The sequence below is a fragment of the Pseudoduganella rhizocola genome, assembly GCF_045984285.3.
Taxonomy (GTDB): domain Bacteria; phylum Pseudomonadota; class Gammaproteobacteria; order Burkholderiales; family Burkholderiaceae_D; genus Rugamonas.
In genome coordinates this window covers 56,592-81,750 of the sequence record NZ_JBJQIK030000015.1, presented here as the reverse complement: position 1 = coordinate 81,750, position 25,159 = coordinate 56,592, and the positions used below count along the sequence as shown (strand labels likewise).

General features: G+C 60.3%; 22 protein-coding genes. 8 read left to right on the top strand and 14 right to left on the bottom strand.

The features are described from left to right. Window positions 1-35: 35 nt before the first annotated feature. A complete protein-coding gene (locus tag ACJRPG_RS23530) occupies window positions 36-1,328 on the bottom strand; it encodes an EAL and HDOD domain-containing protein (RefSeq protein WP_408002542.1) in 1,293 nt (430 codons plus the stop codon). Between the two features lie 185 nt (window positions 1,329-1,513). Here ACJRPG_RS23530 and ACJRPG_RS23525 point away from each other — a divergent pair, with 185 nt between their 5' ends. Further along, window positions 1,514-2,425, top strand: a complete 912-nt coding sequence (locus tag ACJRPG_RS23525) for an aldo/keto reductase (RefSeq protein WP_408002541.1) — start codon at window positions 1,514-1,516, stop codon at window positions 2,423-2,425. Here ACJRPG_RS23525 and pssA read toward each other — a convergent pair. After that, the gene (gene pssA / locus ACJRPG_RS23520) at window positions 2,422-3,186 is read right to left on the bottom strand and encodes a CDP-diacylglycerol--serine O-phosphatidyltransferase (protein WP_408002540.1); all 765 of its coding nucleotides are present in this window, start codon (window positions 3,184-3,186) and stop codon (window positions 2,422-2,424) included. The genes ACJRPG_RS23525 and pssA overlap by 4 nt on opposite strands. 189 nt (window positions 3,187-3,375) lie before the next feature. Here pssA and ACJRPG_RS23515 point away from each other — a divergent pair, with 189 nt between their 5' ends. Continuing rightward, the gene (locus ACJRPG_RS23515) at window positions 3,376-4,341 is read left to right on the top strand and encodes a CAP domain-containing protein (RefSeq protein WP_408002539.1); all 966 of its coding nucleotides are present in this window, start codon (window positions 3,376-3,378) and stop codon (window positions 4,339-4,341) included. Window positions 4,342-4,346: 5 nt separating this feature from the next. Further along, window positions 4,347-4,955 carry an Hpt domain-containing protein gene (locus ACJRPG_RS23510; protein WP_408002538.1) on the top strand — a complete coding sequence of 203 codons (609 nt, stop codon included), beginning with the start codon at window positions 4,347-4,349 and terminating at the stop codon, window positions 4,953-4,955. Here ACJRPG_RS23510 and ACJRPG_RS23505 read toward each other — a convergent pair. Both ACJRPG_RS23505 and ACJRPG_RS23500 read right to left on the bottom strand, forming a co-directional pair. Beyond that, a complete protein-coding gene (locus ACJRPG_RS23505; protein ID WP_408002537.1) occupies window positions 4,952-5,155 on the bottom strand; it encodes a hypothetical protein in 204 nt (67 codons plus the stop codon). The genes ACJRPG_RS23510 and ACJRPG_RS23505 overlap by 4 nt on opposite strands. A gap of 272 nt (window positions 5,156-5,427) precedes the next feature. After that, on the bottom strand, window positions 5,428-6,858 hold the full coding sequence (locus ACJRPG_RS23500; RefSeq protein ID WP_408002536.1) for a zinc-binding metallopeptidase family protein: 1,431 nt from the start codon (window positions 6,856-6,858) through the stop codon (window positions 5,428-5,430). Between the two features lie 142 nt (window positions 6,859-7,000). On the opposite strand from ACJRPG_RS23500, the gene ACJRPG_RS23495 reads away from it, so the two are divergent. Continuing rightward, complete coding sequence (locus ACJRPG_RS23495) at window positions 7,001-7,312, top strand: HigA family addiction module antitoxin (protein ID WP_408002535.1); 312 nt, start codon at window positions 7,001-7,003, stop codon at window positions 7,310-7,312. Between the two features lie 268 nt (window positions 7,313-7,580). Beyond that, on the top strand, window positions 7,581-8,420 hold the full coding sequence (locus ACJRPG_RS23490) for an alpha/beta fold hydrolase (protein ID WP_408002534.1): 840 nt from the start codon (window positions 7,581-7,583) through the stop codon (window positions 8,418-8,420). A gap of 86 nt (window positions 8,421-8,506) precedes the next feature. On the opposite strand, the gene mnmE is transcribed toward ACJRPG_RS23490, so the two are convergent. The 5 genes from mnmE to rpmH all read right to left on the bottom strand — a co-directional run bounded on the left by mnmE (window position 8,507) and on the right by rpmH (window position 12,458). Next, a complete protein-coding gene (gene mnmE, locus ACJRPG_RS23485; protein ID WP_408002533.1) occupies window positions 8,507-9,886 on the bottom strand; it encodes a tRNA uridine-5-carboxymethylaminomethyl(34) synthesis GTPase MnmE in 1,380 nt (459 codons plus the stop codon). A 67-nt stretch (window positions 9,887-9,953) separates the two neighbouring features. Then, entirely contained in the window at window positions 9,954-11,633 is a 1,680-nt protein-coding gene (gene yidC / locus ACJRPG_RS23480) for a membrane protein insertase YidC (protein ID WP_408002532.1), read from the bottom strand. A gap of 8 nt (window positions 11,634-11,641) precedes the next feature. Further along, window positions 11,642-11,896: a membrane protein insertion efficiency factor YidD gene (yidD, locus tag ACJRPG_RS23475; RefSeq protein WP_408002531.1), complete on the bottom strand. Its 255-nt coding sequence runs from the start codon at window positions 11,894-11,896 to the stop codon at window positions 11,642-11,644. Beyond that, window positions 11,893-12,288 (bottom strand): ribonuclease P protein component, encoded by a 396-nt coding sequence (rnpA, locus tag ACJRPG_RS23470; protein WP_408002530.1) that lies wholly within the window; start codon window positions 12,286-12,288, stop codon window positions 11,893-11,895. Before rnpA ends, yidD begins: the two co-directional genes overlap by 4 nt. 35 nt (window positions 12,289-12,323) lie before the next feature. After that, window positions 12,324-12,458: a 50S ribosomal protein L34 gene (gene rpmH, locus ACJRPG_RS23465; protein ID WP_040378179.1), complete on the bottom strand. Its 135-nt coding sequence runs from the start codon at window positions 12,456-12,458 to the stop codon at window positions 12,324-12,326. 376 nt (window positions 12,459-12,834) lie between these two features. Between rpmH and dnaA the strand changes: the two genes are divergently transcribed. From dnaA to gyrB, 3 genes are all read left to right on the top strand, one after another. After that, a complete protein-coding gene (gene dnaA / locus ACJRPG_RS23460) occupies window positions 12,835-14,241 on the top strand; it encodes a chromosomal replication initiator protein DnaA (RefSeq protein ID WP_408002529.1) in 1,407 nt (468 codons plus the stop codon). 97 nt (window positions 14,242-14,338) lie between these two features. Beyond that, window positions 14,339-15,445, top strand: a complete 1,107-nt coding sequence (gene dnaN / locus ACJRPG_RS23455) for a DNA polymerase III subunit beta (protein WP_408002528.1) — start codon at window positions 14,339-14,341, stop codon at window positions 15,443-15,445. 58 nt (window positions 15,446-15,503) lie between these two features. Next, window positions 15,504-18,002, top strand: a complete 2,499-nt coding sequence (gyrB, locus tag ACJRPG_RS23450; RefSeq protein ID WP_408002527.1) for a DNA topoisomerase (ATP-hydrolyzing) subunit B — start codon at window positions 15,504-15,506, stop codon at window positions 18,000-18,002. A gap of 57 nt (window positions 18,003-18,059) precedes the next feature. On the opposite strand, the gene ACJRPG_RS23445 is transcribed toward gyrB, so the two are convergent. The 5 genes from ACJRPG_RS23445 to ACJRPG_RS23425 form a co-directional block, all read right to left on the bottom strand. Beyond that, the gene (locus ACJRPG_RS23445; RefSeq protein WP_408002526.1) at window positions 18,060-19,334 is read right to left on the bottom strand and encodes an MFS transporter; all 1,275 of its coding nucleotides are present in this window, start codon (window positions 19,332-19,334) and stop codon (window positions 18,060-18,062) included. Between the two features lie 90 nt (window positions 19,335-19,424). Further along, window positions 19,425-19,691 (bottom strand): PAAR domain-containing protein, encoded by a 267-nt coding sequence (locus ACJRPG_RS23440; protein ID WP_408002525.1) that lies wholly within the window; start codon window positions 19,689-19,691, stop codon window positions 19,425-19,427. Between the two features lie 9 nt (window positions 19,692-19,700). Next, window positions 19,701-20,681: a T6SS immunity protein Tli4 family protein gene (locus ACJRPG_RS23435; protein WP_408002524.1), complete on the bottom strand. Its 981-nt coding sequence runs from the start codon at window positions 20,679-20,681 to the stop codon at window positions 19,701-19,703. An 86-nt stretch (window positions 20,682-20,767) separates the two neighbouring features. Beyond that, window positions 20,768-22,453, bottom strand: a complete 1,686-nt coding sequence (locus ACJRPG_RS23430; RefSeq protein ID WP_408002523.1) for a Tle4 family T6SS lipase effector — start codon at window positions 22,451-22,453, stop codon at window positions 20,768-20,770. Beyond that, window positions 22,450-25,158 carry a type VI secretion system Vgr family protein gene (locus tag ACJRPG_RS23425; RefSeq protein WP_408002522.1) on the bottom strand — a complete coding sequence of 903 codons (2,709 nt, stop codon included), beginning with the start codon at window positions 25,156-25,158 and terminating at the stop codon, window positions 22,450-22,452. The genes ACJRPG_RS23430 and ACJRPG_RS23425 overlap by 4 nt, the downstream gene beginning before the upstream one ends. Window position 25,159 lies beyond the last annotated feature (1 nt).

The following is a 25,159-nucleotide window of genomic DNA, read 5'->3' as shown; positions in this document are numbered from 1 at the left end:
AAGCGCGCCACGGGTGTCCATGGCGCGCTTTTGTTTTACTGCGAGGCGCTGAGGGCGTCCTGTGCCCAGGCGAAGGCGGCGCTGCCGGCTTCTGCCAAGGCGTCGGCTTCGATGCCGAGCTGTTCGGCGATGGCCAGGCCTTTTTCGACCTGGTTACGTTCCAGCAGCATGACCATCTTCAGGTAAGGACCGTAAGGGCCTTCGCCGTTCAGCAGCACTTCGCGGATATCGTCGGCCAGGTGCATCTGCTCCAGGATCTTCGCCATCGGCATCTTCAGCAGCAGGTCGAACAGCGACAGCATGCCGACCAGGAAGAGCTCGTCGCGCTGCGAACGCGGCATGGCCTTCGGACCGGCCGTTTCCATGAAGCGCGCGCGGGTCAGTGCGATTTCCAGCAGCGACTCGTCACGTTCCCTGTCCTCGCCGAGGCGGAACATGGACACGGTCAGCCAGCGGTACAGGTGATTACGGCCCAGCACGATGATTGCCTGGCTCAGGCTGGTAACAGCCGTCGTGGTGCCGATGCCCGGCGCATTCGCCCATTTCAGCAGCTGGAAGGTGAGGCCCGGATCGCGCTTGGCTACTTCGCTCAGCTCGCTCACATCGGCGTCGCTGCGCAGCAGGTTCAGCAGCTGGATCGAAGTCAGGCGGCCCTGGTCGAGGCGGCCTTCAGGATCGATTTCGTCCGGCGTGGACATGTAGGCGCCCAGGCAGAATTCGCAGCCGAGCGACAGGCACATGCGCTGCTCGTCCCAGGTATCCACGCCATCGACGGCGATCTTGGCATTCGGGTTGCTGGCCTTCAGCTTGGCCAGCTGCGCCTGAAATTCCTCGACCGTGCCTTCGCGCAGGTTCAGGATCACGATATCGGCCTGCGGCAGCAGCACCGGCGGCGCCGGGTTCTTGTGCGACACGGTGAGCGCCACTTTCGGGCCGGACTTGCGCAGCGCCGTCAGGTGGCCGGCCAGCGTGTCCGCTTCCATCGTGGACTGCAGCGAATCCACCTGGAACACGGTGTAGGACGCGATCAGGGGCACGTGGCGGCCTTCGGCGATGGCTTCGCCGCTGACCGGAATCAGCGCCATGCGGCGCGCGGCGAAGGCCGGCACCTCGGTCGCTTCCAGCACTTCAAAGAAGGCGTCCTCCGGTGCGAAACCATCGGCCACGGTCGGCTGGAAGCTGAAGCGGTAGCCGCACAAACGATTGCGGCTGTCCGTAATCTCATCGCGGCATAACAGGGCATCGGCTGCTTCGTAGTCGAGACTCGCATCCAGACTTTCGACTTGTTCTTCCTTGTCGCCACCCGAACCGGACTTGCGATTAAACATTGATAACAGACCCACCTTGTTCCTCCATAACCTTCCGAACGGAAATAATTAGGCCATGATACATGGAGTTATCAGAAAATTCAGGCCGAAACACCAAAATTTACACTACGATGCAACGCCGGGACTGGAAGCGGTGCCATAGAGCTCGCTTATAAACAACTTTTCGCCCATTTCGAGAGCTATTCATGAGTCAAATGTCCTGCCCCACCCTTCAAACCAGCGACGATGGTCTGGTGCTGTCGCGCGTTGTGGCCGGCATGTGGCGGATGAAGGAATGGGAGCTGTCGCCGCAGCAGCGCCTGGCGCTGATCGAGCAGTGCCTGGAGCTGGGCGTGAGCAGCTTCGACCACGCCGATATTTACGGCGGCTACGGCGTGGAAGGCCTGTTCGGCGAGGCGCTGGCGCTCAAGCCCGCGCTGCGCGAACGCATGCAGATCATCAGCAAGTGCGGCATCAAGCTGCTTAACCCGGCCCGTCCGGCGCACACCATCCAGCATTACGACACCACGGCCGCGCACATCGTGGCCTCGGTGGACAATTCCCTGAAGGAGCTGCGCACCGACTACCTGGACCTGCTGCTGATCCACCGTCCGGACCCGCTGATGGATTTCGACGAGATGGCCGAAGCCTTCAAGGGCCTGCGCAAGGCGGGCAAGGTGAAGCATTTCGGCGTGTCCAACTTCAGCCGCCACCAGTTCGAGTGCCTGCACAAGCGCATTCCGCTGGCGACCAACCAGGTGGAGTTCTCGCCCATGCACCTGGCGCCAATGTTCGACGAAACCTTCGACGGCCTGCAGGACAAGGGCGTGGCCCCGATGATCTGGTCGCCGCTGGCCGGCGGCCGCCTGTTCAACAGCGAGGATACGAAGCTGCAGCCGCTGCGCGACAAGATCCAGCAGATTGCCGATGAACTGAACCGCCCCTTCACCAGCGTGGTGTTCGCGTGGATTATGGCGCTGCCCTGCCGCCCGGTGCCGCTGACCGGCAGCGGACGCATTGCGGCGATTGCGGAAGCGGTGGAAGCAACGCGCTTCACGCTGGGCCGCGAACAGTGGTTCGAGATCCTGCGCGCAGCGCGCCAGCACGAGGTGGCTTAAGCCACTTCGTCGTCGTAGGTGAGCGGCGGCGCGATGCCGCGCCAGCCGGCACGCCATGCCAGGTTGAGGGCCAGCGTGCCGGCAATGTAGAGCACGAAGAACAGCACAAAGTAGTAGTAGCCCAGCCAGGCCAGCAGGCCGATGTTCAGCGCCAGCACCACGAAGGCCGCCGCGCTCTTCTTCTGCTTGGAGCTGGGGAAGCGGATGGTGGACACCATCAGGCTGCCCACCACGAACAGCATGAGCACCACCAGGTAGCCGTGCAGCGAAGTCTCCGGCGACTCGGGCCAGGCTACCACCACCGAGGCCACGCAGGCCGCGCCCGCGGTAATCGGCATGCCGACGAAGTATTTGGGATCGGTGCGGCCCACATTCACATTGAAGCGCGCCAGGCGCAGCGCGCCGCAGGCCACGAAGAAGAAGGCGGCAATGCCGCCCGCGCGCAGCAGCGTGGGATCGGCGGGGCCCATCAGCACAAAGCCGTAGCAGTACAGCAGCATGGCCGGCGCACAGCCGAAGTTCATCACGTCCGCAATCGAATCGAGCTGCACGCCGAATTCGGAACTGGTGCCGGTGGCGCGCGCCACGAAGCCGTCCAGCGCATCGAAGATACCGGCCAGCACCAGCAGGGCGGCAGCCAGGCGGTAGTCCTGGGCGAAGCCGACGTGGGCGTTGTCCACCGAAATGACGATGCTGCCGAAGCCGCAGGCAATCGACAGCAGCGTCACGGTGCTGGGCAAAGCGAATTTGGCGCGCTGCATGCGCCGGGTGCGTGGACTGTTCAAGGCCTTGGGATCGCGATAGGTTGCTGATATGGCTATTCTAACGCGGCGCCGGACCGCGCAGCGCACCCGGCAACATTGGTAATGCAGCAACAAAGCGGCTGCGTACAAGAAATTGGCATAGAATCGGCTCGTGGCCGGACTGGTCCGGCGGTTCTGGAGCAGACCATGCGCTCAATCGACACCTGGCATTACCGGATTTCTGCACTGCTGGTCGCGGCAGTATTGACAGCTTGCGGCGGCGGCAGCAACGGCCCATCCAATTCCTCCGGCCTGACGCCGACCACGCCGCCGCCCGCCACGCCGCCCACACCGAGCGCGCCCGGGGCCCCGGCGGCGACTGGCAATACCGCCACCGACGGCTTCAACTGGTTCAACTTCCGCCGCACGTCGATCGGTCTGGCGGCGCTGGCGCGCAACAGCCAGATCGACGTTGCGGCCCAGGGCCATTCGAATTACCTGATGGCGAACAATACGGTAGCGCACTCGCAGACGGCAGGCGCCTCCGGCTTCACCGGCGCGAACCTGGCCGATCGTTTCACCGCCGCGAATTACCGCCTGTCGGCGCCGTTTGCCTATGGCGAGGTGATTTCCGCCGCGAGCGAGCGGGCGGGCTTCTACCACGCGGAGGAATTGATTGCGGCGATCTACCACCGCTTCGCGATCTTCGAACCCGTGTTCAAGGAAGGCGGCACCGGCGCTGCCACAGCCAGCAACAACTACACCTACTTCACCGCGGACTTCGCGGCCAGCGGCGGCTATGGCGCCGGCGTGGGGCGCGGCATGGTGGCCGTTTATCCCGGGCCGGACCAGACCTCGGTGCCGGTCAATTTCATGAGCGACAGCGAAGCGCCGGACCCGGTGCCCAACCAGAATGAGGTGGGCTACCCGATCAGCGTGCACGCCAATATCTCGTCCACCATTATCGTCAGCAGCTTCAACGTAAAGCCGCGTGGCGGCAGCAATCTCCCGGTGCGCACGCTCACCCGCTCCGCCGATTCGAACACGCCGGCTTCGGCGGCGGCCATCATCCCGCTCGGCAAGCTCGCCGCCGCCACCACTTATGAGGTAAGCTTCGCGGGCACCGTGGACGGCGTGGCCGTTACACGCAACTGGGCTTTCACGACCAAATAAAAACAATGGCAGGACTTTCCGCTTCCCTTCTCGCCAGCTCCGCACCGCTCGATACCGCTGCCGGTATGGAGCGGCTGATGGGCGACCGCCGCATCTACCTGCAGATCCTGAAACGCTTCCGCCACGACTATGCCTCGGCGGTGCAGGATGCCACCATCCAGCTGGAAGGCGGCGATGCCGCCAGCGCGCGGCGCACCATCCACACGCTGAAGGGCGCGGCGGGGCTGATCGGCGGGCAGGAAGTGTATGTGCTGGCGCAGCGTGCGGAAGACGCCATCGGACGCGGCCCCAGCGCCGGCGTGCTGCGGGAACTGGACCACGCCATCCTGCGCCTGCTGGCGATGATCGACGGCGAACTGGTGGAAAGCCCGCAGCTGCCGGATACGATGCCGCCGCAGATGCCGGACAAGCCGGTGCTCGACGCCCTGCTGCGCCGCCTGGCGCAATTGCTGGATGATGGGGATGGCGAGGCGATCGATGTGCTGCAACAGCATGCCTCGGTACTGGCTGCGGCGCTGGGGGTCAACGTCTATGAGACGGTGTCGGCGGCCGCACATGAATTCGATTTCGAGGGTGCGTTAGCAACCCTGAAACCGCTGCTGCAAACCGCTTAAGCGTCGTACTGCTGCTCTTCGTCGAACGCGTCCTTGCATTCGCGGTCGCAGAATCGGCGCACGCTGTCTACCGGCTTCTCGCAGTACCAGCAGCTGCCCTTGGCAGGCAGGAGCCGGCTGTTGCGCGGCGGCTGCGACAATGTCGTCAGCAAGCCGGCACTGGCGCTTTCGATCGGCAGGTTGTCTTGTATCGGTTCCATGTAGTTCCCCTCATCAGACAGCACTTCAAGCCAACGTAGCTAAGATTACTTCCGGTGGAAGCGCGCAGGCATGAGCGGCATCAAGCGCCCGTGCCAGACCAAAGTTGCATTGCTTGAATAAATAATAGCAGGATTAAATCAGGTCAACAGGCCGCTCTATGTGCGCTAGTGCACGTAAAACACACAATGAGCTCGCCTGCCAGAGGGGAGAAGAATTTTTCAATGGAAAGCACACTGGCGATAGCGCCGCCAGTGTGCGTTGCGCGCAACGCTTACTGCGCGGCGTAGAAGGCTTTCATGAAGCGGTAGAAGTTCCACACGTCGACCTTGCTCGACATCTCGAAGGTGGAGTGCATGCTGATGAGGGGCACGCCCATGTCGATCACCTCCATCTCCTGCTGCGACATGAAGCCGCCAATGGTGCCGCCGCCGCCCACTTCCACTTTCGGCGTGTGGGTCTGCCATGGGATGCCCGCCTTATCCAGGATGCCGCGCACCTTGGCGATGTATTCGGCGTTGGCGTCGAAGCCGCGGCCATAACGCTTGATGGTGACGCCGAAGCCCAGCCTGGCGGCGTTGGATGCTTCATTGGTGTCGATGATGGGGTTGAGGCCGTCATTGGTATCGGCGCTCACCACGTTGGCGCGTTGCAGTGCGTTGCGCAGGTCGATGTCGCTGTACTGGGCGCCGCGCTGGCCGCTCACCAGGCGGGCGTAGGCGGAGGTCAGCAGCGTTGACGCCGCGCCGGTGTTGTTCACCGAGCCCACTTCTTCAAAGTTGGAGACGAAGGCGATAGCGGTCTTCGCAGGCGTCCCGTCGATCTCCAGGAGCGCGCGCAGTGCCGCATAGGTGCTGAGGCGGTCGTCCTGGCCGTAAGCGCCGATGAGGCCACGGTCTACGCCTACATCGCGCGGCATGGTGGCAGGCACCAGCTGCAGGTCGGCGCTGACGAAGTCCTCTTCCTGCACCTTGTACTTCTCCTTCAGCGCGCGCAGCACTTCGCCGACGACGCCGGTTTTCTCGCCGGGGATGCTGCCAACGACCGGGTTCATTTCTTCACCCTTGAACACTTCGGTGTAGCTGCGGTTGCGCAGCTCCTTGTCCGAGTGCGGCGCCACATCGCCGATCACGAACACAGGGTCGCTCGCATCGAGGCCGATGGAGACGGGAATGCTGCGGCCGTCGGTGGTATCGATGCGGCCCATCAGCGCCAGCGGCACATTGGCCCATTGGTACTTCTTGATGCCGCCGTAGTACACGGTCTTGAAGATGGCGAGGCTGTTCTGCGCGGCGCCGACCACGGGACGCGCCTTCAGGTCGATGTGCGGGCTGTCGTGGTGGGTGCCGATGGTGTGCGAACCGCTGGTGAGGGGGTCGCGGCCGATCACGGCCAGAATCACCGCGCGCTCGCGCGCCGGCAGGATCAGGCGGGCGCCCGGCCTCACCTGCGAAGGGCTGGTGAACTCGGTGAAGCCGGCGGCTTTCGCCATGCGCAGAGCTTCATTGGTGGATGTCTGCGCTGTGCGCGCAACGGCCAGGTATTCGCGGTATTTGTCCGCAAAGCGGAAGACCTCGTCCTTCTGGCCCTGCTGCAGCTGCAGCCACGAGGACTTCTTTGACGCCCAGGCGCTGTCCTGCGCCTGCACTCCCGTTCCCATCAAAGCGGCCAGCAGCACCGCAGCCAGGTGGATCTTCTTGTTCATGTGAGCTTCCAGTCTCCAATTAACGCGGCGCACCGCCGCGGAAGCTCACATCCTACGCCCCAACTTGCTTGGCGACAATCACCGCTCTTCGCGAGCGAACAGACGTTGCTTCCATAGGCTATTGGACTATCATTGACGCATCATGGCACGCATGTATAACCCACCGCACCCTGGATTGACCTTACGCGACGACGTGCTGCCAGCACTGGGCTTGTCGGTTACCGAAGCTGCGCAGCAGCTGGGAGTGAATCGCGTCACATTGTCCCGCGTGCTGAACGGCCACGCAGCTATTTCACCTGAGATGGCTCTGCGGATTGAGGCTTGGCTGGGAGTGGAGCGTGGCGGTGATGCCCGCCTATGGCTTGCCGAACAAAATGCCTACGACATATGGCAGGCGGCGCAGCGTTTCGCTGATATTGCGAAGCAGGTTCAGCGCGCCCCGCTGGCCGTCTGAATCCTTCGCGAATGGCCGAGATAGCGTTGAGCCTCCTGCGCCGCAGATCAGGCAGCTGCACCAGCCGCACGAGTGGCAGTAAATTGGGGTTCTTGGCATAAGTTGTGCCCTGCGGGCACTTATCCTCAGTGATCCTGCTGTATGAGCGAACGAGATTTGCCAACTTGCATCAGAATCTTGTCGTTTGCTGCTGCGTCGGCCGTTGATCTGCGGCTAGCGGCCATGATGCCAATCCTGAGAAACCAAAAGAGCGTTTTATCACACCCATATGAAAACCAGAGCTCAGCTAATTACTTTCTTATCAGTCATCTTCTTAGCCGGTTGTTCAACTATGAACGTCACGTCTAATCAGTTTATTCCGAGAGATTCTGGTAACCCGGCGAGACTGAAAAAGTTAGCGCCCGCGTATCAGATTGAGAATATCGAATTTAAACATCCAAGCGGCGCTATCAGTCGAGGAATATTTGTGCATAAGCCAGATGCGCAGTTTACTGTGTTGTATTTCATGGGATCGGGTGTGCGAATTGATGCAAACGGTGCGATGATCGCAAAACCATTTATCGAAATGAACGCCAATTTCATCAGCTACGATTATCATGATTTTGGACGCAGCGAGGCTCCCGCGGCCGCATTTGGCTTGAAAGAACTGGCGGCTGAAACGCTTTCATTGTACGACCACATACGCGCAACCACGAAAGGAATGCTCGTGGTTCAAGGCCATTCGTATGGTAGCTTTGTTGCTGCCAAACTGGCGAGCCAACGAAATCTCGATGCTTTGGTACTGGAAGGCACAGGCACTAGTGCCCAGGCATATGTTGACGATCAAATTCCCTGGTTCGCCAAACCCTTCGTGAGTGCCAAACTGGACCAAGAGCTTTTATCGATAAACAATGGCGCCGCTCTGCGCACTTATCAAGGACCTGTGCTGATTATCAGCGGCACCAACGACGTCCAGACGCCGATTGGCAGGTCACGACAACTATTCGATAGTCTCACTAGTCAACACAAGCGATTTGAAGCCATCAACGAAGCAGGGCATATGAATGCGATGACAAAACCGCAAACGCTTGTCTCATATCGCGCATTTATTGAGGAGGCGCGTCACTGACTATTTGAGATCGCGCCATCGCGTCTCAAAAATCCCAGCCCATTCAATACCATTTTTGAGGCAAGGTAGAGACGTGGACACGAGTTCTACTTGCCGATACAGAAGCGGCTGAAGATCACGCCCAGCAGGTCGTCGGAAGAGAAGGCGCCGGTGATGCTGGAGAGCTGGACCTGGGCCAGGCGCAGTTCTTCGGCGAAGAGGTCGAGCGACTGGTCGGTTTGCGCGGCGTGCTGGCCGGCGAGGTCAAGGTGGCGGGCGGCGTTCTTCAGGGCGATGAGGTGGCGTTCGCGCGCCAGGTAAAGCGATTCGCCCGTCTGCTGCCAGCCGGCGATGCGCAGCAGCTCCGCGCGCAGCAGATCGATGCCCAGGTGCGCGTTGGCGGACAGGTAGATGTGGGTAGCGTCGTCCATCTGGTCTACCGCCGGCTTGTGACCGGAGAGGTCGATCTTGTTCCAGATGCGCAGCACCGGCACGCCGTCGGGGAAGGCGGCGGCTATGGATTCGTCCGAACGCGTGGGGCCGTGGTCGGCGTCCAGCATGTGCAGGATGACGTCAGCCTTGCCGACTTCGCCCCAGGTGCGTTCGATGCCGATACGCTCCACCACATCCACCGCTTCATCGTGGCCGCGGATGCCTGCGGTGTCGATGATGTTGAGCGGGATGCCTTCGATCTGGATGGTTTCGCTGACCTTGTCGCGCGTGGTGCCCGCAATCGGCGTGACGATGGCGACGTCGGCGCCCGCAAGCGCATTCAGCAAGGAGGACTTGCCGACGTTCGGCTGGCCCACCAGCACCACGTTCAGGCCTTCGCGCAGCAGCGCGCCTTGCGAGGCCTGGCGGAACACGGCGTCCAGCGCTTCCACGATGCCTTTGAGCTGGCCGCGCGCGTCGGATTTTTCGAGGAAGTCGATTTCTTCTTCCGGGAAGTCGAGCGTGGCTTCCACCAGCATGCGCAGGTGCGTTACGCGCTCCACCAGCGCGTGGATGGTTTGCGAGAACACGCCGGACAGCGATTGCGAGGCCGACTTGGCCGCCGCTTCGGTAGAGGCGTCAATCAGGTCGGCCACCGCTTCGGCCTGCGCGAGGTCGAGCTTGTCGTTCAGGTAGGCCCGGCGCGTGAATTCGCCCGGTTCCGCAAGGCGCAGGCCGAGGTCATGTCCTGCTTGCAGGACGCGCTGCAGCAGCATCTGCAGCACAATGGGGCCGCCGTGGCCCTGCAGCTCCAGCACGTCCTCTCCCGTATAGGAATGCGGTCCCTTGAAGTAGATGGCGATGCCCTGGTCGATGATGGTGCCATCCGCGTTCGTGAACGGGATATAGGTGGCGTGGCGCGGCTTCAGGTCCACGCTGCCGAACAGGGCTTGCGCCAGCGCTTTCAGGTTCTTGCCGGAGGCGCGCACAACGCCGATGCCGCCGCGTCCAGGCGCGGTGGCGATGGCGGCGATGGGAGAGGAATCGAGGTTCATAGCTGAATTCTAGAGTAATAAAAAAACCCGTGCGGGAGGCACGGGTTTTTTAGCAACAGCGCCGTGTTTACTTGACGTCTGCCGGTACGATCTTCTTGGTGATCACCCACTGCTGGGCAATCGACAGCACGTTGTTCACCACCCAGTACAGCACCAGGCCGGACGGGAAGAACAGGAACATCAGCGAGAAGGCCAGCGGCATGAACATCATCATCTTGGCCTGCATCGGGTCAGCCGGCTGCGGATTCAGCTTGGTGGTGATGTACATGGAAATTGCGTACAGCACCGGCAGCACGAAGTATGGGTCCGGCTTGGTAAGGTCAGTGATCCAGCCCAGCCAAGGTGCGCCGCGCATTTCGACCGACGCGTTCAGCACCCAGTACAGGGCGATGAAGACCGGCATCTGCACCAGGATAGGCAGGCAGCCGCCCAGCGGATTGATCTTCTCGGTCTTGTACAGCTCCATCATGGCCTGGTTCATCTTCTGCGGGTCGCCTTTGTGGCGCTCGCGGATAGCCGTCATCTTCGGCGTGACCACTTTCATCTTCGCCATGCTGCGGTAGCTCGCGGCGGACAGTGGGAAGAAGATCAGCTTGATCAGGATGGTGAAGGCGATGATGGTCCAGCCCCAGTTACCCAGCGCGCTGTGGATGTGTTCCATCACCCAGTACATCGGCTTGGCGATGATGGTCAGCATGCCGTAGTCCTTCACCAGTTCCAGGCCCGGCGACACTTTTTCCAGCGGCTTTTCTTCCTGCGGGCCGGTGTACAGCTTGGCGTTGTTGGTGACGGTAACACCCGGATTCACCATGCCCAGCGGCTGCACCACGCCGATGGCGTAGGTATTTGCTGCCACTTTCTTGGTAAAGATGTCGTGCGTGATCTTCTGCTGCGGCACGAAGGCCGACACGAAGAAGTGCTGCGAGATGGCGAACCAGCCGTTATCGGCCTTGGTCGGGTGATCCGGCGTGAAAGGCTTACCCGGATTCTCGCGCTGCGCTGCGTCTTCCTTCTCGATCTTCTCGAAGCTCAGCTTCTTGTAGTGGTCGGCCGCCGTGTACAGGGTCGGCGCGATGAAGCTCGGGTTCAGCCACGAGGAACCCTCAGGCTTGTTGCCGTCGTGGACCAGTTGCAGGTAGAGCTCTGGATTCAGCGGCGTGGTGCCGGTGTTGGTCACGTCGTGGCGCACGTCCACCACATAGTCGCCGCGCTTGAAGGTGAAGGTCTTGGTCAGGCGCACACCGCCCTGCTCCGCATCCATGACCAGCTGGATCTGGTTGGCGTCGCCCAGCACGCGCGGGCCCGGACGCACCACGAAACCGGTGTGGTGGTTCGGCAGGTTCGGCGCGCCCACCAGGCCGGTCTGGCCAAGGTAAACACGGTTGCCCGCTTCCTGGAACAGCAGCTGGTTTTTGGTCGGGTCGATGCCGTCCTTATATTTCAGCAGTTCCAGGCGCTTGATCTGGCCGCCCAGCGTGTCGATATCCATCTTGAACACGTCGGTCGTGATGGTCACGATCTCGCTCTTGAATGGCGCAGCGGCGCCCGGCACGGCAGCAGCAGCGCCGGCAGCAGCTTGTGCCGCAGGAGCTGGCGTGGCGGCGGCGTTGGCAGGAGCGGCGGCCTGTTTGGCCGGCGCCGGCGCAAACATCGAAGGCTGGCCGGTGTGGACCATCCACTGGTTCCACAGGAAGACCAGCGAAACAGCGAAGACGATCCACAGGATGGTGCGTTTATTGATATCCATTGGGTAGGTCAGGAGTGGTTGCAACCGCAGGCGGTTGGTGAAGAATGCTTGGCGGCGGGCACAGGATCGTGTCCGCCCGGATTCCATGGATGGCAGCGGCACACGCGGCGCGCAGCCAGCCAGCTGCCTTTTGCCGCGCCATGCGTGCGCAGGGCTTCAATGGCGTAGTTCGAGCAGCTGGGATAAAAGCGGCAGCGTGGCCCCATCATCGGGCTGATGGCCACCTGGTAGAAACGCAGCAGGAAAGTGAGGACAGCTTTCATCGCGCAGGCCGGGCCCTGGTTTGCGAGGCGAACAGGCGCGTGAGTTCCACGCGCAGCTCGGCCTTCAGTTTGGCCGTCGTCGCCGGTCCCGCCTTGCTGTTCACCGGCTTGGCCAGCCGCACCAGGCAATCAATTGGCGGCAATGCACTATTGCGAAAAAGCTCACGGCTGACGCGCTTGATGGTGTTGCGGGTGACGGCGCGCGGCGCCAGCTTTTTGGCAACAACCACCCCCAGCCGCGCATTCGGCAGCTGATTCGGGCGGGTATAGAGCACGAAATGCGCGCTTTTCTGGGCAGGGCGCAAACGAAAAACGGATGAAAATTCATCCGTTTTAACGATGCGCCGAGCGCGCGCGAAGTCGTGGGAACCTTCGCCTGTCGAGCCGTTCAAACAGCTGTCCACGCGATCAGCTACAAGCAGGTGGCTTATACAGCCAGACGCTTGCGGCCCTTGGCGCGGCGTGCGTTCAGAACCTGACGGCCGCCACGGGTAGCCATACGTGCGCGGAAGCCGTGGGTGCGCTTGCGACGCACAACGGAAGGTTGGTAAGTACGTTTCATGTTGGTCTCGCTAAAGAAGCAAAAAAATGCAAAATCGGGTCTGCCGCACCGCCGGCGCGCCAGATAATCCCTTCAGTTATTGGTGCCAATGACATTTCGCGCACTTATGCCACACACTTCCGGCACAAGCTGCCAATCTCATCGCCCGCTTCATCCGCGCTGATCGTAAACTGCAAAATCACGGAGTACGGGCGGGGAACCCTGAATTATCAGTGTTTGCCCACCGCTTGTCAACCGTCGGTGGGCTTTCCCGGGCCCCGCACGGTAGCAAAAATCCGCAAATGCCTGTGGATAACTTGTGGGCTTAGGGGTTAGAATAGCGTGTTACGTGTGGCGTTCGGAACGCCCTCCCCAAGCTTTTGCAGATAGACGATTCATGGATAATTTCTGGCAGACCTGTTCCGCCCAACTGGAACTTGAGCTGACGCCGCAGCAATTCAGCGCGTGGATTAAACCGCTTGTACCGCTCGATTATGAGAATGGCAAGTTGCGCATTGCTGCACCCAACCGCTTCAAGCTGGATTGGGTGAAGTCGCAATTCGCCAGCCGCATTACCCAGCTCGCGTCGCAGTACTGGGAAGCGCCCACCGATGTGCAGTTCGTGCTCGACCCGCGCCTGAACCCGGCCAAGAAACCGGCTGCGCCGGCGCCGGCCGGCATGTCCGCGCCCGCCGTCCATACGCCGGACTCGCGCGCCGGCGATATGCCGCCGAGCGCCGCGTCCACCGCGGGCAATGAGTACGCCAACGCCAAGGGCCGCGAACAGAGCCGCATCAACACCGACCTGACCTTCGACAGCTTTGTGACCGGTAAGGCCAACCAGCTGGCGCGCGCCGCCGCCATCCAGGTGGCGAACAATCCGGGCGTGTCGTATAACCCGCTGTTCTTCTATGGCGGCGTGGGCCTGGGTAAAACCCACTTGATCCACGCGATCGGCAACCAGGTGATGGCCGACCAGCCGGGCGCGCGCATCCGCTACATCCACGCCGAGCAGTATGTGCGCGACGTGGTGACGGCCTACCAGCGCAAGGGCTTCGACGATTTCAAGCATTACTACCACTCGCTGGACATGCTGCTGATCGACGATATCCAGTTCTTCGGCGGTAAGAGCCGCACGCAGGAAGAGTTCTTCTATGCCTTCGAAGCGCTGATCGCTGCGAAGAAGCAGATCATCATCACCAGCGATACCTATCCCAAAGAGATCACCGGCATGGACGACCGCCTGATCTCGCGCTTCGATTCGGGCCTGACCGTGGCCATCGAACCGCCGGAGCTGGAGATGCGGGTGGCGATCCTGCTGAAGAAGGCGAAGTCGGAAGGCGTGACGCTCTCCGATGACGTGGCCTTCTTCGTGGCCAAGCACCTGCGCTCCAACGTGCGCGAGCTGGAAGGCGCGCTGCGCAAGATCCTCGCCTACTCGCGCTTCCACGGCAAAGACATTTCGATCGATATTGTGAAGGAAGCGCTGAAAGACCTGCTGTCGGTGCAGAACCGCCAGATCAGCGTGGAGAACATCCAGAAAACGGTGGCGGACTTCTTCAATATCAAGGTGGCGGACATGTATTCGAAGCGCCGCCCGGCCAATATTGCCCGTCCACGCCAGATTGCGATGTACCTGGCCAAGGAGCTGACGCAAAAGAGCCTGCCGGAGATCGGAGAGCTGTTTGGCGGACGCGATCACACCACCGTGCTGCACGCGGTGCGCAAGATCGCGCAGGACCGCACCAAGAACCCGGAATGCAACCACGAGCTGCACGTGCTGGAGCAGACCCTGAAAGGCTGAGGAGCCTGAGCATTTGGTTTGATAAACTATTGTGCTAAACCGCAATAGATGCAAAAGAATTAATAGTCTGTCTTAACACTTTCTTTCGAGGATATTTATGCAACTGGTCAAAACCACCCGAGACACGCTTCTCCGGCCACTGCAGATCGTGAGCGGTATTGTCGAGCGTCGGCACACTATGCCGATTCTGGCCAATATCCTCATCCGCAAGGATGGCGAAAGCGTTTCCTTCCTGTCGACCGACACGGAAGTGCAGATCACCACGCGCGCGGAGATCGGCTCCGGCGCCGACGTGACCGGCACCACCGTGGCCGCGCGCAAGCTGCTGGACATCCTGCGCGCCCTGCCCGAATCGGGCGACGTGACGATGACGCTGCTGAACAAGCGCCTGACCGTGCAAAGCGGTAAATCGCGCTTCGCGCTGCAGACCCTGGCCGCCGAAGAATTCCCGACCGTGCAGGAAGCCGACAGCTTCAACGCCTCCTTCACGCTGCCGCAAAAAACGCTGAAGCACCTGTTCAACATGGTGCACTTCTCGATGGCGCAGCAGGACATTCGCTACTACCTGAACGGCCTGCTGCTGGTTTTGGACGGCAAGAACGTGATCGCCGTGGCCACCGACGGCCACCGCCTGGCCTTCTGCCAGGTGGAGACCGAACAGGCCTTCGAGCGCCAGGAAGTGATCATTCCGCGCAAGACCATCATCGAGCTGCAACGCCTGCTGGAAGAGAACGACGAGCCGGTGCAGCTGGATATCGCCGGCAGCCAGGTCAAGCTGACCTTCGCCGACATCGAGCTGATTTCCAAGCTGGTGGAGGGCAAGTTCCCCGACTACACGCGCGTGATCCCGAAGGGCTACAAGAACGACTTCACCATCGGCCGCGATGAGCTGCTGCGCTCCCTGCAGCGCGCCGCCATCATGACCAGCGATAAGTTCAAGGGCGTGCGCTGCATTATCAGCCCCGGCTCGCTGAAGATTTCGTCCACCAACGCCGACCAGGAAGAGGCGGTGGAAGAACTGGAAATCGACTACGGCGGCGATAACATCGATATCGGCTTCAACGTAACCTACCTGCTGGACGTGCTGAATAACCTCAAGTGCGAGCAGGTGAACGTGGCGCTGGGCGATTCCAATTCCTCGGCCCTGATTTCGATTCCAGATAATCCAGACTTCAAGTACGTCGTGATGCCGATGCGGATTTGATCCGTAGCGGAGAGCAGTTCCCGATTCAATCAGTCATCGTAATTTGAGAAAGCAGTCCATGTCCGAAAGCCAAAACGCAGCACAAGTGCAGGCAAAAACCGAAGAATACGGCGCCTCCTCGATCCAGATTCTGGAAGGCCTGGAGGCAGTTCGCAAACGTCCAGGCATGTATATCGGTGACACTTCGGACGGCACCGGCCTGCACCACCTGGTGTTTGAAGTGCTGGACAACTCAATCGACGAATCGCTGGCGGGATACTGCACCGAAATCCACGTGACGATTCATTCGGATAACTCGATTTCGATTACCGACAATGGCCGCGGCATTCCTGTCGGCCTGAAGATGGATGACAAGCACGAGCCGAAGCGTTCCGCGGCGGAGATCGTGCTGACCGAATTGCACGCCGGCGGCAAGTTCGACCAGAACTCCTACAAGGTGTCGGGCGGCTTGCACGGCGTGGGCGTATCCTGCGTGAACGCCCTGTCCAAGCTGCTGCGCGTGACCATTCGCCGCGACGGCAAAGTGCACCAGATGGAATTCGTGCGCGGCGTGCCGCAGAACCGCGAAATCGAAATGCGCGATGGCGTGGCCGTATCCCCGATCAAAGTGATCGGCGAGACCGACAAGCGCGGCACCGATGTGCACTTCTGGGCCGACGAAGAGATTTTCACGCATGTGGAATTCCACTACGAGATCCTGGCCAAGCGTATCCGCGAGCTGTCCTTCCTGAACAACGGCGTGAACATCAAGCTCTCCGACCAGCGCACCGGCAAGGAAGAACTGTTCGCCTTCGAAGGCGGCACGCGCGGCTTCGTGGAGTACATCAACAAGGCCAAGACGGTGCTGCATCCAACGGTGTTCCAGGCCACCGGCGAGCGCCAGTCGGACCAGAACACCACGATCTCGGTGGACGTTTCCATGCAATGGAACGATTCCTTCAACGAGCAAGTGCTGTGCTTCACCAATAACATTCCGCAGCGCGACGGCGGCACCCACCTGACCGGCCTGCGCGCCGCGATGACCCGCGTGATCAACAAATACATCGACGAGAACGAATTCGCCAAGAAGGCCAAGGTGGAAATCTCCGGCGACGACATGCGCGAAGGCCTGACCTGCGTGCTGTCGGTGAAGGTGCCTGAGCCGAAGTTCTCCTCGCAGACCAAGGACAAGCTGGTGTCCTCCGAAGTGCGCGGCCCGGTGGAAGAGATTGTGGCCAAGACGCTGACCGACTTCCTGATGGAGAAGCCGAACGACGCCAAGATCATCTGCGGCAAGATCGTGGAAGCGGCCCGTGCGCGCGAAGCGGCACGCAAGGCGCGCGACCTGACCCGCCGCAAGGGCGTGATGGACGGCCTGGGCCTGTCGGCCAAGCTGGCCGACTGCCAGGAAAAGGATCCGGCGCTGTGCGAACTGTACATCGTCGAGGGTGACTCCGCAGGCGGCTCCGCCAAGCAGGGCCGCGACCGTAAGTTCCAGGCCATCCTGCCGCTGCGCGGCAAGGTGCTGAACGTGGAAAAGGCGCGCTTCGAGAAGATGCTCTCTTCCGAGCAGATCACCACCCTGATCGCCACGCTGGGCACCTCCATCGGCCCGGACGAATTCAATGCCGACAAGCTGCGCTACCACCGCATCATCATCATGACCGACGCGGACGTTGACGGCGCCCACATCCGCACGCTGCTGCTCACGCTGTTCTACCGCCAGATGCCGCAGCTGGTGGAACGCGGCCATATCTACATCGCCCAGCCGCCGCTGTACAAGGTGAAGGCCGGCCGCGACGAACGCTATCTGAAGGACGATCTGGAAGAAGCGGGCTACATGATGAACGTGGCGCTGAACACCGCCGTGCTGACGCCGCGCGAAGGCGCGGAGCCGATCCAGGGCGAAGCGCTGGGCGAACTGGCGCGCCAGTACAACCTGGCCAACGCCGTGATGACCCGCCTGACCCGCGTGATCGACCGCGCAGCGCTGACCGCCATCATGACCGGCGTGTCGCTGGACCTGAGCTCCGTGGAAAGCGCACAGGCTTCCGCGCAGGCACTGGCCGCGAACATGAACGACAACAGCGTGAAAGTGACCGTGCGTTCGGACGAGATGTCCGAGAAGCACGCGCTGGTGATCGAGCGTATGCACCACGGTAACGTGAAGGTCAGCACCATCGACGCCGACTTCGTGCAGGGCGCGGACTATGCCGTGCTGGCCAAGGCAGCAGCCACCTTCACGGGCCTGATCGGCGAAGGCGCCGTGATCCGCCGCGGCGAAGGCGAGCGCACCAAGGACAGCGCCGTGGTGGACTTCCACCACGCCATGCAGTGGCTGCGCGACGAAGCGGAACGTGTGGTGTCCAAGCAGCGCTACAAAGGTCTGGGCGAGATGAATCCTGAGCAGCTGTGGGAAACCACCATGGATCCGCAAGTGCGCCGCCTGCTGAAAGTGCAGATCGAAGACGCGATTGCCGCCGACCAGATCTTCACCACCCTGATGGGCGACGACGTGGAACCACGCCGCAACTTCATCGAATCGAACGCTCTGCGCGCGGGCAACATCGACGTATAAGCCGATTCGGGATTAGCAAGGGGCCAACCCATCGGGTTGGCCTTTTTTATTGCAGCCTCAGTCCTGTTCAGGAATAGGCTGCGTTACCAGGAACTGATACGACATCGCGCCAACGAAAGCGATGCCGGCCCCAGTCAGCAGCGCCGGCACGAAGGACCAGGTCTGCGCGATGTAGCCCGTCAGGACAGGCGCCAGCGCGCCGCCAAGGAAACCGCCGAAATTCTGGATCGCGCCCAGCGATGCGATGCGGCTCGGAGGCGCCGCCACCGTGGCGAGCGACCACGCGCAGGCCGAGGAAGCATTGGCCAGGAAGATGACGATGGAAATGCAGGCCACGGCCATCACATTGCTCTCGACCAGTGCAGCGGGAATGGTGAAAGCCACCATGCCCAGCGTGGACCACACCACCGCCTTGCGGCGGCCGGAAACCGGCGACACCGCATACCGCGTTACGCGGTCGGAAGCCCAGCCAGCGATCAGGGCGCCGGCGAAGCCGCACAGGAAGGGCACAGAAGCAGCGAGGCCGGCGTAGGCAAGGTCCATATGGCGCTCGGTGCGCAGATAGCCGGGCAGCCAGGTCAGGTAAACCCAGTTGAGATACACCGAGCCGAAAAAGCCCAGCATCATGCCCCAGGTAACGCGGTACTTGAATAGCGCGCACCAGGCCGCAAAACTCGTTTTCGCCGCAGGCTTTTCCGGCTCACCCGCATCGAGGTAGGCGCGCTCCTCGACCGAGAGCTGCTCGCGCACTGGATCCCGGTAGAGCGTTACCCAGACGATAGCAGCCACCAGTCCCAGTCCACCGGTGGCGAAGAAGGCCCAATGCCAGCTCGTTGCAGCGATCAGGGGCGGTAACAGCAGGGGCGCCAGCGCCACGCCCAGCGGGGATGCTGAATTGAAGATGCCGGTCGGCGTGCCACGCGAACGTGGCGGGAACCAGTTGCTCACCACGCGCGCCGCGGCCGGGAAGTGCGGCGCTTCGCCGATACCGAGCACAATGCGCGCCATCACAAAGTAGCCGAAAGTTGAAGCGAGACCGCCTGCAGCCTGGGCCAGCGACCAGATGACGAGTCCCATCGCAAGCAGCCAGCGCGGCCCCACCTTGTCCACCAGTCCCCCCACAGGCAGCTGGCACAGGGCATAGCTCCACGAGAACGCCGACAGCAGCAGGCCCATCTCGCCGAGCGAAAGGCCAAGGTCTGCACGAATGTATTCGTTGGCTACGGCGAGCGTGGCGCGGTCCAGGTAGTTAATGACGCCGCAAACCAGCAGCAGCACGAGCGCCAGGGTCTGGCTGCGACGGATTCGCGGTGGGACTTCCTTATCGATCATTTCAGGACGCGGGCGTATTTTCAGATCTGTGGAGTATACGCAGTTTGTACCTGATAGCAGAAAAAATACGGAGGTGCTGCCGGCCGGACTTTATCCCTCTTCGAAATTGCTAACCGTCGAAATCAGGGTCGCGCCGCAACTTGTTTTGTCCCCTTCGTAAGCGACTGCCACACCGTTGACGATGTGCTTCTGGTTTCCGCTGACGATTGTGCAGCCCTGATGTCCAGTGAGTGGGCAGGTGCACTTATCACCTACCAGCACGACTGGCTTGCCGCCAACCCGTATATGGCTTGCACTAGTACTCACTACCTTGCCGCCATGTGAGGTTGGGTCTCCGATGCGGATTACGTTTGGCATGGCTGAACCTCATTTCGATGATGCCACTGGCCGCAACCGGATTGATTTTGTGATCCGGTCCCAGATATCCAAGGCCTCCTCGTCCGTAACACTCGGCTTGACCGCACCGGGGCGGTTGTCATGCACGCCGGTATCCAGTTTCATGTCAATGGTAGGCACTTGGGGATTTTTGGGGATGCCCAGTGCGACAAAATTGAAGTCATGCGACTCACCGATCTCTTTTCTCGATGGGATGTGGACAAGAACCTCAAATCCCTTCCATGGGCCAAGCGTGCGATCACCTTTGCGAAGTGTCTTGATGCGGCTATACCAGGAGCCCCATCCCATCGCGAACGCCCTACGGCGAGCTTCCTCCAGCCTCGGCTCAATAGCATCGGATTCAACGCGAAAATCTTTTCGAGTCATCTCGATAGAGAAGTGTACGTCCGGGAACTCCTGCAATCGCACTCCCATCTGAACCTTTTCTACGTCAGACTCGATATCATCTTTAATTAAGGCTCCATCGATGCAGAATCCGGAATATGTTGGAACCCCATTCTCTCGCAGAGGCTCAATCCGACGCGCAGTGCTATTGAGGATCTCTACAACGCTGGCGTAGTCTTTATGCGATGATGTTCCTATCTGCACGAAGAGATCTGCACCGACTGGCATTAACGAGTAAATCTCATAGAAGATGCTAGAGCCGCGGTCTACCCCAAAGAACAGTCGCTGGCCCGGTGCTGCACCCTTGACCACCTTTCCTAACATCGAATGCGGCCCAAGAAGTTGCTTGCTAGCGAACGATCGATCCTCTTTGAGCTTTTCCGCATAGCGTGAGAGATATGCTTCGATGTTGGCTGCCTCGTTAGGGTAGCGCTCAATCTCGTAGGGCCCCCAAAGGTCGCCATATACCACGGTCGCTGACGCAGGTATATCGATCAGAAATCTACCTGCGCAAATGGTTCGCGTTGTTGCGAACATGTTCTCGACTTTCTGATTGGGCGAGGCCATTGAAACCCTCCAAGCTAACATGCATAAGGTGAGAATCGCTATCGACACAAACAACGACAGTCGTATTTTGTCATTGGCGAATCGCATCATTCCCCCCATTTCATCGTCTGCGCTATCCGAACAATGCAGTACAAGGTTGCGTTCAGAACCTGCTTTGCACCGTAGCTGGATTGGTGTTCGTATCCCGATTGCTTGAAAATACCTAACAGCTTCCCGCTTTGCATCTGATGATCGGCAGACCTGAGAGGGACCGTCTCGTCCCCGGCGCCCTGCGAATGTGCCAAGGTCGCAGCGACGACTTCCGTATCCTGACCGGCGGGCGAACCGCGCGTTTGTAGCACAAGCTTTCCTTGCCTGCTGTCCGAGGCGATAACCAGTTTGCGCCAATCGCTGTTTCTAACATTACGACTGAGGTGCCATGTGATGTGCTCCCACGAAGGCCGCCCCTCATCAGCACCATAGTGTGCAAAGGTACAGTCATGATATGTTCCGGCGATCGCGTCATGGAACGATCGCGCTTCATCGAGCAGCCCGCAGGTGTATGAGATTCCTGCTTTCTTGAAGGAAGCAGGGTTAAGCCATTCCTCCTTGAGCAAGCCATACCAGATGTTCTTCAACTTATAGATCTCTTCGTATGGATCGCCATTTCTCGGGAGTTGCTCAAACAGGACGCCTCCCTGCCGTACACGCAACCATCCGTTGCCATAGGACTTGCTCGGCAATAGTTGTAAGCCACCAGCTGAATTCCCCATGACAGCTGTAACCTCGTCGCCAGTATTACCTAGTATTTTCGGTGCAGGGTGAAAGCCCCACAGCTGCTCTTCAAAGCCACAGCGCATCCGTTTGTACGCAGCAGGTGCACCAGTCGCCGGCATCGCGCCGTGGACAACCCCTAAGATCTTATTTGCGAGGCCACCAATCGCAGGGTCTACTAATGCGCGCGCAACCATTCCACCCATTGAATGAGTTACGATGATTACCTTTTCGCAGCGGTACCCGCACGCCGTATATCGGTCGACTAGAGATTCGATACGATCTTTCAGCACTTTCGCCGATTCGGCATTCGAACGGAGCCAGTTATAGCCCATTGCGTGTACGGGAAAATAACAGTTCGCCGTTGCGGCCAAAAATTCCGCCTTCGTCAACGGAGCCAATCGTTGTTCTGGAATCGCTCCCCAAATGATCGGATCGAAACCAATTATTTCGCTCCAATCGTTCGTATCAGGCGATGTATTTAACGCCTGCTCGCACTTCTCCAGAACGGCCTTGTAGCTCCCGAAATATATCTCGCTCCATCCGCGCGAACGTGTCTTGTCCTGTATGGTCCGTCGACCCATTACAGTTGGAGGATCAGCGACCAACAAAGGCGAGCCGCCCGCGATGTCGATGTCAACCTCAATTTTCGGCAGCTGATGTCTTTCCTTCGAACTTTCAGCTCTGTCTCCGGTTGAACTATCAGCCGCGAATGAGTCTACCTCGGTATGCTTCGGGTCGAGTAACTGCTGGCGTCTGGCTGGGGTAGCATTAAGATAAGACCACATTTCCCCGAGTCGGTCCGGCCTCCAGGCTACGTTGTTTGACTTTTCAAGCTGGGACTGACGCGCGGCACTCAACCTCAGGTTGGAACCCATTATCCCGGGAAGAAAGATAATTGGCAGAACGCGGTTTGGTGGAATGCACATTCGCTGAACCAGCGTATCTTCCTTTGGAGTGCAGTAGCCCTTCGTAGACCGGCCGGCACCGCGAATATCGATTGGTAGCTGGAGTGTCATATCGCCTCGTTGTCAAGCAACTCAATACGATAATTTGCGAACGCTAGCTTGGTAGCGAACCGTTCGGTCAAACCCCTCTCATCCGTTGTTCCTTCCAAGATCTGACCATCTTCGACAGTGATACGGTATGGTTGATTTCGAAGTGGCTCGTTTGTACGCATATCACAGACAACGACCTGCTGGTCGTGTGAGCTCTCCTCGCTCGTGAAGCCCACTGTCTCCGGCTTTCCATCGCCGCCGCCGACATGCTCGAACTTCGAAGACCTGATCTGATGTGTGGCCGAGCATTGCTGAACAATCTTTCCGCCAGCGTGTTCGGTCATGGCGCCTTGGGCGATCGTTCGGATCGCGGGCGAATGGAGTTCGATGAACTCGTTCGCGATCAGCTTGATACGCTTGCTGGCGATGATTTCGATGCAGCCGTCGCGCGATTGCATCTTGATGTCTCCTGCCGCCGCAATAAGCTTGATCCCGAGCTTGTAGGCCAACATGCTGACGGCTTTTGTGGCGCGCAGATAGAGGCTCTCTCCACTGGAGATGCTCGTGTGTTCCCGGCTGGCGGCATCAATGGCGCCATCGGCGGCAACGGCGATGCTTTGTGAGCTGCCAAGAATCGCACCTGCTTCGCCGAACATGGCTAATGCGGGCGAACCGCCAGCACTTGTCCAGTTCTCGGTATCAGATTTCAGCTTCTTGAGTGAATCAGTAGTTTCCGGATCTTCCGAGACATCGGTGGCGATCTTTGACAGGAATCCTGCGACAGATAGTGCTGTTGCGTGCGCGGCGGCCAGACCTTCACGGTGCAGAGCGTCGTTGTTGACGCCCTGGCTCGTGTCAGCCGTGAGCAGGATGCCGCCGGCACCGCGAACGCTCACAGCTTTTCCGCTGCGTAGCTCCGCACCTTCGCCGCGCGCTTTTTCGCCCCTAGCGGGCATGAAGCCGAGATTTAGCTGGCTGTCGGCATGTTCGGAGGCGAGGCGCATGTTGATCTGGCCAGCGGTGTCGTCCAGCGACAGTTCGTTGCTGCGTATTCCGCCAAGCTCCTGGCTTTTGAATCCGGAAACAGCGCGGCCGCTGGGAAGGCTGCCTCGCTCAAGCGCTGGCGGTTGCGCTGGATTGTTGTACAGCTGGCCGATGATGATGGGCTTATCCGGGTCGCCGCCGAGGAAGTCGACAAGAACCTCGGTACCCGCACGAGGCAGCATCAGCGTTCCAAAGTCCTGCCCCGCCCAATTTGAGGCGACGCGGATCCAGGCCGAATCGGCATCCGTTCCAGATGCGCCAATGCCTCCGGCGTGCTCGTGATCGGGCGCACGCGCCGCCGGGAACCGCACTTTCACTCTGGCCAGGGCGTCGCAATGGACTACTTCATTCTCGGGGCAAACGACTATGCCGGTCTGTATGCGCGCGACCGGAACGTCCGTTCTGGGGTCGAACGCCGGCGCAATTTCAACGCTGCGGCGAACTGCGGTAAAGCGGACTCTCGTACGGTTCGCCGCGCTGGATATCTGTTCGGTTGCTGCGCCCTCCCATCCGCTCCGGGAAAATAGACGGGCTACGCGGTCGGATAGTTCCCTGGGCAGGTTGTTCTGGCTCGCGATCTCCAGTGCGGTGAGCACGAATTCCCTGTCGCCTGCTTCATGCTCGTCGATCTCGGGATGATCTTCGAAGCCGAAGTATTCGCCAGCGCGGAAGGCGCGCACTCCGCCCTCTCCAGTGAAGCACTTTGAATCGTAATCGTGGCGCTGCATCGCCAGTTGCCCCAGGCTCACCAGATCGTCGTGACTTTCGCCGGTGTGGGGACTCAGCACCTGGTAGTCGCTCAGATTAACGCTCAGCTGTTTTCCCGACTGAGTATTGCTACTGGCTGTCTCCTCCTGAACGCACATGAAATGCGAGCTATTCGCCGTCTTGTAGTCCCAGCTATGGCGCATTGCTTTCACCGGTACCAGTTTGCGCGTGGCTGTCCAGGCAGTGATTGCATCCCGCTCCTCCGTAGCGGCATCGCGGTGGAAGCGAACCGTGGCGGCGGGGCTTCGAGGCAGGCTGTCATTTCGGTTGAAGAGCACGAGCTTGTGGCAGGGACCCTCTCTCTCGCCCGGGCAGAAGTACCAGCAGATACCACGGCGCTTCAGCAGGCGGCGGATGAAGGCGGCGTCGGACTCGTTGTACTGCATCGTGAACTCGCGGCGCGGGTAGGCCTGCAGTTTGAAGATTTCGTCCATTTCGTATTCGAAGCAGGCGGCGATAATCGCGTTGGTACGGCGCCACTCGTCGAGCAGGGTGCAGACGATATCCACTTCGTTCATGTTGCGGAAGACGCGGGTGTTGGTGCGCTTTTCCATCACCGCCAGTGCGTCCTGTATCAGCAGCTGGTAGCTCGCCAGGCCACCGTCGCTGTCGCCGGCACTGGCTTCGGTGACGATGCCGCATACAGTCCGCAGCTCGCCCGTATCGGTGACGATGTCGACGGCGGCGGGCAGTGCGATCAGTTCCTTCAGCGGCAGATGGGCGTCGAGCGATACGCACAGCACGCGGTACTCGATGCCGCCGCAGATCGCCTCACTGCCGTGAACGCGCTGCGGCAGCAGCACATCCTCCAGTATGCCGGTCGGATGGTCGAGACGCAGGCGCAACGGACGGTTGTCCGTAATCAGGTCGCGGTTTTGCGCCAGGAAGGAGAGCAATGCGTTTTCGATGTCCATG

Excerpts from the sequence above, each read along its gene's own strand:
- ACJRPG_RS23530 (WP_408002542.1), bottom strand. The coding sequence starts at position 1,328 with ATGTTTAATCGCAAGTCCGGTTCGGGTGGCGACAAGGAAGAACAAGTC.
- ACJRPG_RS23525 (WP_408002541.1), top strand. The coding sequence starts at position 1,514 with ATGAGTCAAATGTCCTGCCCCACCCTTCAAACCAGCGACGATGGTCTG.
- pssA (WP_408002540.1), bottom strand. The coding sequence starts at position 3,186 with ATGCAGCGCGCCAAATTCGCTTTGCCCAGCACCGTGACGCTGCTGTCG.
- ACJRPG_RS23515 (WP_408002539.1), top strand. The coding sequence starts at position 3,376 with ATGCGCTCAATCGACACCTGGCATTACCGGATTTCTGCACTGCTGGTC.
- ACJRPG_RS23510 (WP_408002538.1), top strand. The coding sequence starts at position 4,347 with ATGGCAGGACTTTCCGCTTCCCTTCTCGCCAGCTCCGCACCGCTCGAT.
- ACJRPG_RS23505 (WP_408002537.1), bottom strand. The coding sequence starts at position 5,155 with ATGGAACCGATACAAGACAACCTGCCGATCGAAAGCGCCAGTGCCGGC.
- ACJRPG_RS23500 (WP_408002536.1), bottom strand. The coding sequence starts at position 6,858 with ATGAACAAGAAGATCCACCTGGCTGCGGTGCTGCTGGCCGCTTTGATG.
- ACJRPG_RS23495 (WP_408002535.1), top strand. The coding sequence starts at position 7,001 with ATGGCACGCATGTATAACCCACCGCACCCTGGATTGACCTTACGCGAC.
- ACJRPG_RS23490 (WP_408002534.1), top strand. The coding sequence starts at position 7,581 with ATGAAAACCAGAGCTCAGCTAATTACTTTCTTATCAGTCATCTTCTTA.
- mnmE (WP_408002533.1), bottom strand. The coding sequence starts at position 9,886 with ATGAACCTCGATTCCTCTCCCATCGCCGCCATCGCCACCGCGCCTGGA.
- yidC (WP_408002532.1), bottom strand. The coding sequence starts at position 11,633 with ATGGATATCAATAAACGCACCATCCTGTGGATCGTCTTCGCTGTTTCG.
- yidD (WP_408002531.1), bottom strand. The coding sequence starts at position 11,896 with ATGAAAGCTGTCCTCACTTTCCTGCTGCGTTTCTACCAGGTGGCCATC.
- rpmH (WP_040378179.1), bottom strand. The coding sequence starts at position 12,458 with ATGAAACGTACTTACCAACCTTCCGTTGTGCGTCGCAAGCGCACCCAC.
- dnaA (WP_408002529.1), top strand. The coding sequence starts at position 12,835 with ATGGATAATTTCTGGCAGACCTGTTCCGCCCAACTGGAACTTGAGCTG.
- dnaN (WP_408002528.1), top strand. The coding sequence starts at position 14,339 with ATGCAACTGGTCAAAACCACCCGAGACACGCTTCTCCGGCCACTGCAG.
- gyrB (WP_408002527.1), top strand. The coding sequence starts at position 15,504 with ATGTCCGAAAGCCAAAACGCAGCACAAGTGCAGGCAAAAACCGAAGAA.
- ACJRPG_RS23445 (WP_408002526.1), bottom strand. The coding sequence starts at position 19,334 with ATGATCGATAAGGAAGTCCCACCGCGAATCCGTCGCAGCCAGACCCTG.
- ACJRPG_RS23440 (WP_408002525.1), bottom strand. The coding sequence starts at position 19,691 with ATGCCAAACGTAATCCGCATCGGAGACCCAACCTCACATGGCGGCAAG.
- ACJRPG_RS23435 (WP_408002524.1), bottom strand. The coding sequence starts at position 20,681 with ATGGCCTCGCCCAATCAGAAAGTCGAGAACATGTTCGCAACAACGCGA.
- ACJRPG_RS23430 (WP_408002523.1), bottom strand. The coding sequence starts at position 22,453 with ATGACACTCCAGCTACCAATCGATATTCGCGGTGCCGGCCGGTCTACG.
- ACJRPG_RS23425 (WP_408002522.1), bottom strand. The coding sequence starts at position 25,158 with ATGGACATCGAAAACGCATTGCTCTCCTTCCTGGCGCAAAACCGCGAC.